General features: G+C 55.0%; 9 protein-coding genes and 1 pseudogene. 5 read left to right on the top strand and 5 right to left on the bottom strand.

Going from position 1 to position 14228, the window contains the following annotated elements; translation table 11 throughout:
• Positions 1-26 precede the first annotated feature (26 nt).
• Entirely contained in the window at positions 27-3710 is a 3684-nt protein-coding gene (locus tag OHL23_RS01560) for a TonB-dependent receptor (protein ID WP_263350013.1), read from the top strand.
• 178 nt (positions 3711-3888) lie between these two features.
• On the opposite strand, the gene thpR is transcribed toward OHL23_RS01560, so the two are convergent.
• Entirely contained in the window at positions 3889-4437 is a 549-nt protein-coding gene (gene thpR / locus OHL23_RS01555) for an RNA 2',3'-cyclic phosphodiesterase (protein WP_263350012.1), read from the bottom strand.
• Between the two features lie 45 nt (positions 4438-4482).
• Positions 4483-6957, bottom strand: a complete 2475-nt coding sequence (locus tag OHL23_RS01550) for a TonB-dependent receptor (protein ID WP_263350011.1) — start codon at positions 6955-6957, stop codon at positions 4483-4485.
• Positions 6958-7242: 285 nt separating this feature from the next.
• Between OHL23_RS01550 and OHL23_RS28685 the strand changes: the two genes are divergently transcribed.
• Positions 7243-7842, top strand: a complete 600-nt coding sequence (locus OHL23_RS28685; protein WP_396127254.1) for an arabinofuranosidase catalytic domain-containing protein — start codon at positions 7243-7245, stop codon at positions 7840-7842.
• Positions 7803-8429: pseudogene (locus OHL23_RS01545) on the top strand (arabinofuranosidase catalytic domain-containing protein); the annotation flags it as partial. The gene OHL23_RS28685 and the pseudogene OHL23_RS01545, both read left to right, overlap by 40 nt.
• A gap of 495 nt (positions 8430-8924) precedes the next feature.
• Here the strand turns inward: OHL23_RS01545 and OHL23_RS01540 are convergent.
• The 3 genes from OHL23_RS01540 to OHL23_RS01530 all read right to left on the bottom strand — a co-directional run bounded on the left by OHL23_RS01540 (position 8925) and on the right by OHL23_RS01530 (position 12095).
• Positions 8925-10463 carry a hypothetical protein gene (locus OHL23_RS01540; protein WP_263350010.1) on the bottom strand — a complete coding sequence of 513 codons (1539 nt, stop codon included), beginning with the start codon at positions 10461-10463 and terminating at the stop codon, positions 8925-8927.
• A 263-nt stretch (positions 10464-10726) separates the two neighbouring features.
• Entirely contained in the window at positions 10727-11776 is a 1050-nt protein-coding gene (locus OHL23_RS01535; protein WP_263351695.1) for a Fic family protein, read from the bottom strand.
• 76 nt (positions 11777-11852) lie between these two features.
• Complete coding sequence (locus OHL23_RS01530) at positions 11853-12095, bottom strand: helix-turn-helix domain-containing protein (RefSeq protein WP_263350009.1); 243 nt, start codon at positions 12093-12095, stop codon at positions 11853-11855.
• Positions 12096-12585: 490 nt separating this feature from the next.
• On the opposite strand from OHL23_RS01530, the gene OHL23_RS01525 reads away from it, so the two are divergent.
• Together OHL23_RS01525 and OHL23_RS01520 are read left to right on the top strand one after the other, a co-directional pair.
• A complete protein-coding gene (locus OHL23_RS01525; RefSeq protein WP_263350008.1) occupies positions 12586-13008 on the top strand; it encodes a plasmid mobilization protein in 423 nt (140 codons plus the stop codon).
• Between the two features lie 171 nt (positions 13009-13179).
• Positions 13180-14187: a tyrosine-type recombinase/integrase gene (locus tag OHL23_RS01520; RefSeq protein ID WP_263350007.1), complete on the top strand. Its 1008-nt coding sequence runs from the start codon at positions 13180-13182 to the stop codon at positions 14185-14187.
• Positions 14188-14228 lie beyond the last annotated feature (41 nt).

Here is a 14228-nt window from a genome sequence, read left to right as displayed (position 1 = left end):
ACGCCCCTGCAAACTTCGGAGGCGCCATGTCAATAAGACTATTTGCGCGAGCAGTTCTGATCGTTGTTCTTCTCGTGTCCAGCTCGTTCTTAGCGAGAGCACAGTCAACTTACGGCTCGGTCACTGGAACGGTAACGGACACGTCCAGTGCAGCAGTGGTAGGGGCAACCGTCACGCTAACCAGCAAAGCGACAGATGAGAAACAGGTCCAGTCTACGGGCGAAACCGGGCTCTACTCCTTTGTGAACCTCAACCCCGGCGAGTATCGTCTTGAAGTTGAAAAGGCGGGGTTCAAACGCGTCGATAGCTCCAATGTCACGATTCAGGTTCAGCAGACCTCGCGAATCGACTTTACATTGACTGTCGGCCAGGTAAGTGAAACTGTAACCGTAACTTCCGATGCCCCTCTGCTGCAGGCGGAGACTTCTTCTTTAGGCGAGGTTGTTGAGCAGCGCAACGCCGATGAACTACCGTTGAACGGGCGCAATGTATTCAGCCTGGTTGAGGTTGCGCCATCCGTAGTTATGCAGGGACAAGCCGGTGCTACGGCGACCGGTCAGAACCCCTTTTCGTGGGGTAACTTCCAGATCGGTGGCGCCTTTGCGAATCAGAGTGCCGAGTATCTGGATGGACAGCCGCTCAATATCGGGTACATCAATCTGCCTATTCTGATTCCAACGCAGGATTCGATCGGAGAATTCAAAGTTCAAACAAATAACATTGGCCCGGAGTGGGGCAAGGTTGCGGGCGGAGTTCTCAACCTGAGCACCAAGGGCGGCAGCAATGCCTACCACGGCGAGGCATATGAGTACATTCGAAATAAAGTCCTAAACGCCAATGACTGGTTTTCAAATAACGCCGGGATCGCCAGACCGCCCTTTACGCAGAACCAGTTTGGCGTCAACTTCGGTGGAAGAATTATCAAAGACAGGACCTTTTTCTTCTATAGCTACGAGGGATTCCGGTTGCGCTCCGGAGCGCCATGGACATCTACAGTTCCAACGGCTCAAGAGATCGGCGGAGGACCCAACGGAGCCTACGATTTAAGCAGTCTTGCGGCCGCCTCAGGCGTAGCGCAAATCATCGATCCGTGCGGTGGAGTGCTTCAAACTATCCCCAACGCAGATGGTTTAGGCGTTGGCGGTTGCGGGAACGCCGCAGGCGGTCCCAGCGCCACATACAATCCCGTTCCGTTTGCCGGCAATATGATCCCAGCCAACCGCGTCAATGCAACGGCTAAGGCGATGTTGAATCTTTGGCCGAAACCAACCAATGCCAACCAGCTGAACAATTATGTTGCAAGTTACAGCCTTGGCGGCAATCAGAACCAAAACCTTGTGCGCATCGACCAAAAGATCAACGACAAACAACATATATTTGGACGATTCAGCCAATGGAACAATTTGAATCTTCCTGAGGATCCACTCGGAACCGGTCTCTGCCTGGATCGTTGCACAGAGACAATGACCTCGAAGGCGATCGCTATTGGCTACAACTACGTCTTCAGCCCGAATGTCATTGGCAATCTGGACATTTCTGCAAGCCGCTTTAACTATCTTCGGACACCAAAGAATTCGGGGTTTGACTTCACAAGTATTGGCTGGCCTTCCGGGTTCAATACTCAGTTGCCATCCTCACTCAGAACGCCGCCCACTCCCGACGTTCTGGGTATGTCCGACAACGTCATGGCCTCCCAGGGGCAGAGCTATATCGTCGACCATGATACCCAGTACTGGATATCGCCCTCTATCACCCTGGTGCATGGACGTCACACCTTCCAGCTTGGCTTTCAAGATGAAATCACGCTGGACGACTACGCCCAGAGCAACATCGTCAGCGGATCTCTCGGGTTTAGCGGCTCCTACACAGAGGACTACGATACTACTGTGAATCCGACAGGGGCTCAGTTAGCGTTCGCGGATTACCTGCTGGGATGGGCTCAGAATCCAAGCAACGTGGGTAACCACTTTTTTGGCGACGCTGTCATTCCGAATCTGGTGGCCGGGAAGCAGAAGCTCCTTGCTGGTTACGTCAATGATACCTACCACGCGACTAACAAACTGACACTCAACCTTGGTCTGCGTTACGACTACCAGAGCCCGTGGACAGAGCGGTTTAACCGGCAGTCATACTTCAATCCACTCGCGGTCGATCCGCTTGCCAGTGCCGCAACCGGTCTGACCGTGCTTGGTGCTGCCGGTCTGGTGGATACGCCAGGGCACTCCAGCCGCTACAATCTGGATACGAACAAACTTGGCATTGCACCGCGTGTTGGCTTCGCTTACGGTTTCGACTCCAAGACTGTGATACGCGGCGGATATGGATTGTTCTGGATGCCGATTGATGCTAATTGGGCTACCAATCCTCTCAATGATCCTGTTAACTCCATTCAAACGGATTACACAGGAAACAATGGCAATACAGAAGTTCCAACGAACACGATTACCACGCCGTGGATCAGCTTTGTCCAGCCGCCTGGGCGCACTCCGTCGTCGATTACCGGAGTTTCGCTTGCTGCGGTGGACCTTGAGGGTTCAGCGAACCCGACTTTTGACATTCCGGAATACAACTATGGCTACATGCAGCAATGGAACCTGGATATCCAGCGCTCTCTGTGGGGTGGATGGTTCGCCGATGTAGCTTATGCAGCCAATAAAGGAACACACCTGCCTCAGTACAGCCAGCAAGTAGACCAGTTAGGAGACAACTATCTCGCCCAGGCAGCCCTGCAATACCAGGCAGGATTGGTTTCCAACCCGGCAAATCCCTATGCGGCCGTCAGCATCACTCAGTTAGTCACAAATCCATTCGCGGCCAGTTCCGCCCCGGGCAGTGCGCTGTCGTCGGCGACAACTACTTCGGGACAATTGTTGAGGCCCTTCCCTCAGTACAACGGCCTGCAATATGCGGGCCAGGGAAGCTTTGGCAGCATCTATCACTCGCTTCAGGCGACTCTGCAGAAGCGGTTCAGCGGCGGAGGTACGCTTCTGGCGGCATACACGTGGTCCAAGCTTCTCAGCAACACGGACACCATCACTTCGTGGCTCGAAACCGGAGGCACGGGAGCAATTCAGGACTGGAATAACCTGCGTGGCGAGAAGTCTGTTTCGTCGCAGAACGTTCCGCAGCACCTGATCGTGAGCTATGTTTTGGATCTCCCGTTTGGTAACAAGCAAAAATACCTGAATGGCGTCTCTCCCCTGACCAACAAGTTTGTAGGTGGTTGGGGAGTCGATGGCGTGACGACTTTCCAAGATGGTTTCCCCGTTAACATCAATGCTGTGAGCAATGGCGCAAACTACTATGGTGCCGGGCTTCGTCCCAACGTAGTGGCAGGTTGCAACAAAGCCACCAGTGGGAGCGCTGACCAGCGCGTGAAGAGCGGCCTGGCCGGCAATGCCGGCTGGATAAACCCTGCATGTTTCACGGAACCAGCGCCGTATACCTTCGGCAATGAACCACGTGTCGATCCGACTCTCAAAGCTCAAGGTATCGACAACTGGGATTTTGCCGCCTTCAAACACACTACCTTCGGCCCCGATCAAAGGCTGGGATTTGAATTTCGGTGCGAGATATTCAACACCTTCAACCATGTGCAGTTCATACCTCCGGCAAATGGGTTCGGGTCTTCGAACTTCGGCGTGATCTCGGGCCAGGGCCAGCTCAACAATCCGCGGCTTGTGCAGTTCGCGGGGAAGATAGTCTTCTGAGGTGTCATAGGGAGTGAGAGTGCGGCGTTGCGCCGCACTCTCACCGTTTCGGCCTGCTGAAAGAACAACCTGTGTATCGCATGAATACATGAGCGACGAGCAGTTCAAATTGCGCTCACGAGGTGTCTGCTTCCGCGGGTCTAGCGCCGTGGCTGAAGATCAGCGTCTTTCCCAATCATTACTCGTGTACTTGCGGGCTATCGAGCGGAAACCGCTCGCGGACTTCATAGCGAGAGCCCTCGGAGCCGAGGAAGCTTTCGTATAGGAGGAATTCTTTCGCGACGAACCTGGTGAACTTCGGTTGATGCGGCACTTTGGCTTTGAGTTCACGGAGTCCCTTTCCTTTGCTTCGCGCGAGCGTGATATGGGGCTGGAAGGAACGAGTCTCGGGAACGTACCCGCAAAGCTGGGTTGCTGCCGTGACACGTTCCTGAAGCAAGAGTAGTTCTGGCGTCACTCTGACACAGGCAGAGAAAACCCCGGAGCGATCGAAGAAGCCCAGCCCCTCAAGCCGAATGGGAATCGGCGGCAAACGCAGCCGTCGCAGTTGTGCGACGGTACATTCGTATTGTTCCTGAACGGTGTTGCCGAGAAATTGCAGAGTGATGTGCCACGAGTCGTGAGCTGACCAGCGGAGTTGCTGCCCGCTGGATCGAAGATCCAGCGTGATCGCCGAGAGTTCGGCGATGACCGCAGCCGGCAAGGGTACACCGACAAATAAGCGCATATAGAGACGATGGTAAGCGCATGCGAGCCTGGCTTGCGGTTTCGACTATTTAGTCGACCCGATCAGGCGGAGGCGCGCGGTGAATGCTCGCCCCAGAGGCTCACTGAAGGTTCCATACTTGGGCGAATTTACCACGTTGTTCACGACCGCGTAATCACCGCTGTCGGTCGCATTTTCGATGACGCCACGAAGTCCGAAGTACGACCCGCGAAAGTGAAAACGCCATTCGAGCCCAGGACTAAATGAAAGGTAATTGGGAAAGCGGTTCGATCCCGCCGCGCCCACTACCTTGTAGCTGTCGTCGATCGAGGTGTACGGGAAGCCCGTGCGCCAGTCGAAGGTGTAGACGAAGTCCCAGCTCTTTTTGAAACCCGGCGCCAGCAATGGCAGCCATCCCCAGGAGAGCACGCGGTTCGGCGTGTCCCATCCCAGAGGGCCGCTCTGCTGCGCGCCGAGCATCGACAGAGTGGGCACATAATCAATGGCGGCGTTGGTGCGAGCGTAGGAGCGTGTATAAGCGGCAAAGAGGGAGTAGCCGCCGGCAAACGTGCGGCGGCCTTCGACCTCGGCCAGCTTGTCATGGTCCTGCCGGGAATTCGTCAGCGCATAGTTCGCTGAGAGCGCGGTCGGACCGCTCTGGTTTAGATAGGTGAATTCGTCGGAGACAAGCTTCCGAATCACATTCGCTTTGACATAGACGGAGCCTGGCAACCTCTGCTCCACTCCCACGCTCCAGTTCAGCGCACGGGCCTCATGCAACGAACCGTCGTTGGCGAAAAAGCTAGTTTCCATTGGCGAGCCCGTTGGAGTTATGCCATCGGCCGCAAAGTATGTGTCGTAGCGAATGCCGGCCAGAGCACGCGTAAGGTATTCCAGTTGCGTGTGCTCGAAATAGCGCCCGATGCCCACAGAGAGCTTTGTCCTGCCCTCGGCTCCCGAAGGCGAGTAGCTGGCAGCCAGACGCGGCGAAAAGAGCCGCCTGCGGATGATTTCGTCCCAATCGAACCGTAAGCCTGGTTCGATGATCAGGCCAGCGCGCGGCGCCCATCGGTCCTGCACATATATGCCAGCTTCTACGTTGTGGCGGGTGAAAGGCGCGGTAGTGGGGAAAACGCTTTGCCTCAGCAGTGTTCCGTCCTCGCGGAGATAATTGACTGGAGCGCGTGTCACGGCTTCGTCGAAGCCGATGTGGTCCAGATCGATGCCGGCTTTGAGATTGTGCAGTCCAGCCCAGTGCCAAGGTGGCAGATACAGCGCCGCATTTCCCTCGACGCGCTGCGACCGGCTGGTTAGATTCTCAAAGTAGCTGCCCTCAAAAAGCTCCGGTGTGATCTGGAAAGAGCTTTCGCCATGAGGCTCGTAGCCGTCCCTGAATCGCACTACGCCCAGCCCGGCGTCCAGCAACGCGCCATTGTGAAAGATTTGCTGATCGCGCAGATATGGCAGCCAGGCTATAGTGTTGCGCTTTGTGGTGCTCTCCTGCGGGACCAGCGATGAGATGCCGTCGTAGGGCGAATGATAGTCGTTAAACAGCAAGCCGCCGGACAGAATATTGGTGGACGCCGCATTCACCTGGAACTTCATCAGGTTGCTTCCGCGCAGCAGGTGATTGGTGTCGGCCCCTGAAGGAAGCTCCTGGATGTAGATGTCGTCATACTCCGTTTCCAGTCCGTCGAAGAACCAAGCCCGGCTACGTACCAGCGGTCCGGAAAGAGTCAACCGGGGCACGAATTTGTCAAAGCGGATTCCGTTGCGCTGTTCCAGAGAGGGAAGAAAATCCGTGGCATTGAAGCGGAGCTTGTTGTCGCCCATTCCGGTGTAGAACGCCACGACGCCGCCCGTGCTTCTGCCGAACTCGACCGGGTAGCGAGTCGTCTCCTCGTCAATTGAGCGAACCGCGTCGGGGCTTACCCGCATGGCAAGAATCCCGCTGACAGGGGAGCGGATGTCGAATCCATCCAGCGTATCCAGAGTTGCCCAGGTCTCCGAACCGACCACATGCACTTGACCGGTCACATCCTGAACCACTCCGGGATAGAAGGGCAGCAGATTGCGGATGTCGCGGGAGGTTGGATACGGCACATTGACGATCTCCGGCACAGTCATGGTGCGTGTATCGGAGGTTTGCTCCGTATCGATCCCGAGCACCGACGCCGTTACGCTGATCTGCTGCACCACCATCTGCTCGTGGTTCAGCACTACCCGAACATCTCGAAGCAGCGGATCGGACTGATCCGACACCGTCTCGTAAAACCCCAACTTGTCGATGCGCAAGCGGTAGGGCTCAGTCCCCAGGAGGACGTATGAGGCATGGCCGGCGTAATCGGTCGAGAGACGAACCTCAGCGTGCGTGGACTCCTGAAGGACCACTTGAGCGTCCGAAACGGCCACACCATCCTCGTCGACAACCGCGAGGCGCACAGGACCGTTGACCGCTGACGTCTGCCCAGCGGCAGAAACGATGCAACCGAGGAGAAATAGCCACGAAAGGAATTCGTCCGCACGCTTAAAACGCTGCATGGGTCTACCGCAACCAGCTTTTCCATTTTAGACGCTCGCTGCTAGCCCCAAAATCCTTCCGCGGATTTGAGGAAAGCCGTGTCCCAGGTCATTCAAACTCCGGTGAAATGGCCGTGAGTGCATCGCCCCCAGGTGCGAGCGCATGCGACAACAGTTGACGTTCCGAATTGCGGATTGCGAGACACTTGCCGGTTCATGAGAGGTTGCGTATTTTTCAATTGGTGGTAGGGCCACTATAGTGTTGTCACCGGCCGTCCTTCATTGCTACTGAGGCACAGCGATGGGATGCCCCTTTTCTGGTTAGCTACTGTTTCTTCGCCTCTGGCCTGGTGCCGCGCGGACGTGGATTGTGTCTTGCGGTTTCGCCTGGTTAGGGATAACTGCATTTCCACTTGGAGATTAAATGCCTATGCCGCCGATACGACGCATTCTGGTTATGGGGTTATTGGGTTTTCTGTCATTGCTTCATGCAAAATCGCCCGCGGTGAAAAATGTACTTGCATCCAGCAACCCACTGCCGTTTGGCATCTCGGCGCGAGCGCTTTCTCTACTCGTCCCTGCGACATCTACGACGCAGCCCACACACCCTGCGTTGCTGCATTCAACACTACGAGGGCACTATACGCCTCCTATAACGGTTCTCTGTACCAGTTGACACGGCAATCAGACAGGACCACTTTCAACGTCGGAGTTCTCTCCGACGGCTATGCAAATGCGGCTACGCAGGACAGTTTCTGCAAAAGCACCACCTGTACGATCACCAGAATTTACGATCAATCATCCCGCCATAATGACCTCACAGTCGCCCCGGCCGGCGGTGTGCAGCACGCGGTCATGGTCCAGGTGGCCAGGATCTTCCCGCAATTGCGAACGCATTGCCTATAACTGCTCGCGGTCGCAAGGTATACGGCGTCTATATTTCAGCCGGGATGGGTTACCGCAACGACGCGACCTCGGGTATTGCCGTGAATGGGCAACCTGAGGGGGTGTATATGGTGACCTCGGGAATCCATGTCAATGGAGGATGCTGTTTCGACTTCGGCAATGCGGAGAGGAATAACCACGATAATGGCAACGGCCATATGGATGCGATAAGCCTTATGTGCGACAACCCGTGCAAACCACATGTGGGACTTGACATGGAGAACGGTATTTACCCCGGCCTTCCGGTGCCCGCCGGGTTGCCGTTTGTAACTGCGATGGGAGCAAGCAATGGTCAGAAGAATTACGCCGTCTACTGGGGCAACGCTCATGCGGGTAGCCTCACGACCAGTGGTTTACTACCTCTTCCGGCAAAGGGGTACCAGCCGATGCGTCAGGAGGGAGCCATCATCCTTGGCATCGGAGGAGATAATAGCAACTCGTCTATAGGGTCCTTCTTCGAGGGTGCTATGACAGCAGGTGCTCCATCGAGTGCGACTATGAATGCTGTCCAAGCTAATGTAGTTTCGGTCGGTTATGCCGCCCCATAGTTGGTATTTGTACCGCCCGTCCACCGCAGGTGCAACGCATCTAGCGGCGACCATCATAAGCCATTTATATTCAACGTGATATATACGATATGAGTGGTGCCGGGAGGGGGCGAACCCCCACGAGAGGTTGTCTCGGCGAATTTTGAGTCTGTTTTTGGGGGTTTTGCAGCGAGTCGCAGCCGATCGCAAAGTGTCGCATAAGCCGTTTGAGGTGAGGACGTTACGAGTGAGACTTTTCTTGCAGTCCGTAGCAACAAAACGCACGAAAGTTGGCAACGAACAGCCATCAAAACGGCCACCAAAATCTGCCCCAAAAGTGAGGCAAATCGATCAAAAACACAGCGGATTGAAAATCCGATTTCAAACAGCCACCGAACATTAGGCGCCCACGCTTGCACATCTAGACACGCGCGGACACAAGTCTGCCGGGGAATCAATCGCTCTAGGGTCCGTAGCGCATCGAGATGCCATGTTTGCTGTTCGGAAATTGCGGCTTCAATCGGTATTTTCTGACAGCCCAAGGTCTTTGCGAGGTCGGAGTTCAGCCTTCTTAGCCCAGTCTTCTTTGTAGGGGCAGATCACGTTCGCTCCTGCATAAAGTTGTGGGATCATGTCTCCCCTCGATTTGCAAATCGCGTCCATGCATATCCTCGAAATCATCTGCCTTTCGATAGAAGAAAGGTCCTTTCCATAAAGTTCAATCATCGGCATCCAATCGTAAAATGCGCGACACTGATCCAATACAAAGCTGTCGAGGTACATTCGATGTACCTTTGCCACGTATGTCGCGCGCCAGTGGTGTTGCACATTCACGTGATATGGAAATCCAAGCTGGTAGAGTGTCGCTTCAGCCCATAAATGTACCATCGGAATGTCACAGAAAAGCCCTCCATCCCGGTCTGGAATGGCGCGATAGACCTCTCGAATCGCCTTCAACATTTCCGGCGAGAGAACTTTCCAATAACCCTCCATGATCGAGCGAAGGACATCGAAGGATTCCACTGCACGAGACCGTGTGAAACCACTCTCCTTTTCGTTATAAAAGCCCAGCAGAGACCTGGCATCCTTCCCGCCCAGGTCAGACAGCCCCAGTAGGAAATGCTCAAGAGGATACTCATATGGCGAGAGGATCAAGTCAGAACCCAGCTGCACCTCGATGTCCCCGCTTCCAGATTCAGAGGATTCTCGTCTTCCTAAGATGTTCGCAATAATTGCGTCAATCCCCGAGAAGCGATTGATCTCCGCATCCAGCGCGCTCTCGTCAGGATTGAAGAATCGCTTTCTCGCCACTCTGTTTGTCATCACACCGTATGCGGGCTGGACATAGTTGGCATAAAGAGCCGGGTATTGTGTGGCAAATGCGGAATACGCCGCGCCGAAGTTCTGCCTCACGAAGGCACGCATTTGCGCCGGTTCGTAGCAACAGCTATCTGGCCCGTCGATGTAATGCTCCACCAGATCACCATTTTCCTTCTTCTCTCCGTAAACGGTACCCTCGACCCATAGCTGATGCTGGAAATAACTAGCCAGCAGGTTGACAGAATCGTCCGTAAGTTCGGGTTCTGCCGTATTGACAATCAGAACGCTTAGCGGTGCAAGCGCATGCTTCTCAAGAGTGCCGTGAAGGGAACGGAAGGGTTTGCTGGACGCGCTGAAAAGTGGCCCTGTGAAATCCAAATATACGATGTCGAATCGTATGTGCGATGTGGCAACAAAATCCTCTATCTTGCCGGGGTAGATCTTCAATGCCGGGTAGAGCGCATGGGCCTTCTTAAGGGCAGAATCATATATATTCGAGTCCTGCTCGAATGCCCAAACATTCCATATCTGGACTCCCAGGCCGAGCAGGACAGCCAAGTCATTTTCCGGCTCAGGGCCACTCAGGTATGCGATCTTCAGGTCCGAAGCCTCACGCTTGCCATATGAGGAGTCCGCGAAGGCACACCATTGATCACAGACGCTATCGTCTAAATCCTGAATGTTCGTATACGGACGTCGAACCTTGGTCTTTGAATACTCCCAGAGGTTCCGCATGTAGCTCTCAGGGATGATGCGTGTTTCCGAGCGATGGGCTGTCAGCCGGTGAACTGCATTCGTCCAAAGTTGGATTCGAGAGACTTCCTTAACGGATTGACGGTAGCTTGGGGGCTGGAGCACTGGTGTCCTCGAAAGGTGTGTGTAGTGATTCACGTATTATCGATGAGTTGCACTAGGGCGAGCGGCCTTCATTCCGCCAGCCCCTTTCAAAGCCGTGATTAGGTCTTCTTCTCGCAACGGCCCTGCTATTCCTATTCCGACTAACGTAACGCATACCACGCTCCGCGTCCGCTGCCGTGGAGGGCGAGATGCCCTTGCGTGACCAACTGGCGGAAGTGTTGCTTCAATGTATTTCTGCTCGTACCGGTCAGCCTCACGATATTGCTGATCGTGACCCTTCCATGTTCGCGAGCGAATTCGATGATGCGCATGGACAGCTCTGGCAGGGCCGCGAGGACGATCTTCTCCCGTTCGACTTTCTTCGCCAGGTGGTTCATTTGCTGCTGTAATGCGCGGAGGAAAAACAGTAACCAAGGCTGCCAGTTCGGGGCGTCGGACCGAATGATCCCTTGGGTCTGGCGAAGGGAGAGATAGTAGCCTTCTTTGCTCTGTTCGATCACGCTTTCGAGTGAGCTGTACGGGACATAGGAGTAGCCCGCGCGGAGCAATAGGAGCGTCGTCAGGACGCGGCTTAGCCGACCGTTTCCGTCCTGGAACGGATGGATTTCGAGAAGGACAACCGTGAAGATCGCGGTGACCAAAAGCGGATGCAGTTGCCGTGATGAAAACGCCTCTGAAGCGCAGGCAACGAGTTCAGACATGCGCTGTGGGGTATCAAATGGAGTGGCCGTTTCGAACAAGATTCCGACCTGTTTCCCGGTCTCATCGAATGCTGCGACATTGTTCGGTCGCGTCTTGTATTTGCCGCGGTGATGCGCGTCCTTTTCGCTGTATTGGAGTAGGTCGCGATGCAGCTGCTTGATGTGGTTTTCGGTGAGCGTGATCTCAGCCCAGGATCGAAAGACCAGCTCCATGGTTTCGGCATAACCGGCGACTTCTTGTTCGTCTCGCGTTGCGAAAGATTTGATCTCCAGATTTGAGAGCAGTCGCTCCACTTCGCGGTCGGAGAGTTTGCTGCCTTCAATGCGAGTCGATGAACCGATGCTTTCGATGGTGGCGACGCGCCGCAATGCTGAGAGGCGCTCCGGAGCCAGGGTGCCGAGAGCCTGCCATGCGCCCTTGAACTCATCGAGTTCGGCGATGAAATTCAGAATCTCAGGCGTGATCTGGAGGGTGTTTGCACGGATCATCACACCCAACAATACACCCAATTACACCCGTTTTGCGGCACCCAAAATCGCACCCGATTACGCCCATTCAGAATGGCTAAGCCACGATCCGCTCTGGATGGTCGGTCCGCGCATATTTCCGAAGCTCAGAGACTGGGATGAGAACCCGGCCGCCAATGCGCCGTGTTGGCAGACGCCGCGCCGCGATCAGGTAGTCCAGCGCTCTCTGGCTAATCGAGAGCATCTGTGCCGCCTCCTCTCGGCTCGCCAGGATTTTGCTTTCCACAGCTACGGTGATTCTCGCGGGCGGTTTCTTGTTCTCGCCGTCTAGTGATCTCATATCCGATGCTCCCGATGGTCAGTCCGTATTCGCGCCACTACCGCGCGATGGGCTGGATGATTTGCTTGCATCTGCAATCAGCTACAGCTTTGCCCAGTTTTGATTGCGTGTCCAAGACCTTTTACTTACAGCTCTATTCCTAGAAGGCATCGCAGAGGCATTAGTGGTCATTCGGAGGCATCTTCACGCATTTGAGGGTACGGCCGAATCTGAGTTGTGCCAATCTCGGTTTCCCGTTTGCGACGATGCCTACAAGGCATCACTCTTGTCCTAAAAGGTATTGGACTCGCGCGAGAGATGGAGTTATGTTGTCGCTCACGACGGAGGAAATCAGGGCATGCATCCCGTTCGGTGCTGCGCACCGGGTGAACTGTGACACTCCACCCCTGAAAGGGTTGCGTTTGGAACCATTCCGGTTCCATTTGGAATCATGCAGAGCAGCCACGACTTACGCGGAAAGTGAATTTTAGCCGGTTCCATTTGGAACCGCGTGCGTAAACGCCAAATTCGAGGTCATTACATGGCAACAAACAATCTGCAGATTGAAAATCATCCTGCTCAAGGTAAAGGTCGAGAAGCTCGCACCCAGAGCATCGCTACGCGATTCACGAGGGCGGAAGAACAAGCGCTTCTTAAGAGGGCAGAAGCTAGTGGCAAGAATCTCCGCGAATGGGCGCGGGATGCGTTATTGCGCACAGAGAAGAACGAAAGAAGATCCGACATGGAGATGCACATTTTTACCGAACTCGTCGGAATTCAGATGCTCCTGATGAACACATTGGGTACGCTCCTGAGCGGCGAAACACGCACCAAAGAAGAAGTCCACGCCATGTTCGGACAAATTCAGAAATCGAAGGCTGCACAGGCGCAAGAGATTCTGTCAAAACGCGCACAGCAAGCCTTACAGAAATGACATTCCCCGGATAGCAGAGAATAGCCGAGGCCGGGGCGGAGTCAAGGCCGCGCTCCGCGCGCCGCTTCGCGGTCAGAGAGCCTTGACACCGCCCCTGGTGCCTCGGCAAATCATTCCAATATCCGGGAAATGTCATCAAAATGCTGAAGAGCAAATACAGTGAGGTCGGCTATGCGCGGAGTCTACGAAAATCCAATGGGGAGCGGCATCTGGTGGGTTCATTACTACGGAGCTGGAAAGCGGCACAGAGAGAAGGTGGGCCGCAAATCAGATGCCATCAAGTTGTACCAATCGCGCAAGGCGGATGTCGTCGCCGGAAGAAAGCTGCCCGAGCTGCGCAACAGCAAGGTTGTCACGCTGTCGGAACTGATCGATGATGTCCTCGAATTCGTCGCGCATCACAAGGACAATCGGAGCTACGAAAGCAAGGGAGAAATCGTCAGGAAAGCGCTCGGCTCTAAACCCGCTGCCGATCTCACTCCACAGGAGCTGGAACGGTGGCTTAGAACCCGCTGCAAAACACCAGCTACAGCGAATCGTTATAAGGCCTTCATCTCCCTGTGCTATCGCGAGGGCGTTCGCAATGGCAAAGTCAGTGTTAACCCGGCACGTTTGGTGCGGCAAAGGAAAGAGGGACCGGGTCGGCTTCGGTTCCTAAGCCGCGAGGAATATGATCAGCTCCAGAAAGTGATTGCGACGCGCTTCCCGGAACATTTGGCCGAGTTTGTCGTCAGCATTCACACCGGGATGCGGCTAGGCGAACAGTACTCGTGCATGTGGTCTCAAGTCGACCTAAAACGACGCACAATCGAGCTCACAAAGACAAAGAATGGCTCAGCTCGAACCGTGCATCTCAATGCCGACGCGCTGAGGGCGATTGACTCTCTGAAGCGACCACTGCAAAAAGCATTCGATCCGGTATTCCCGCGCGAGGGATCGAACGGCAGATTTGACACGCGATCCTGGTTCCAACCCTGTCTAGAAGAAGCGAAAATTGCGAACTACGTCTGGCATTCGAACCGGCACACATTTTGCTCCTGGCTAGCCATGGCCGGAGCATCGATCAAAGAGATCCAGGAACTCGCCGGCCACAAGACGATCACGATGTCCGCACGCTACAGCCATCTGTCGCCGGAGCACCGGCTTTCCGTGATCGATCGCATCGCCTCCATGAGTTAGAACTGTCTGGCTGAAGGGCCTGCGGCCGATGGACGCAGTGA

Origin of the sequence: Acidicapsa acidisoli, assembly GCF_025685625.1 — a bacterium.
Lineage (GTDB): Bacteria > Acidobacteriota > Terriglobia > Terriglobales > Acidobacteriaceae > Acidicapsa > Acidicapsa acidisoli.
Note: the sequence above shows the minus strand (reverse complement) of the source record. Positions and strands in the feature narration are given on the sequence as shown.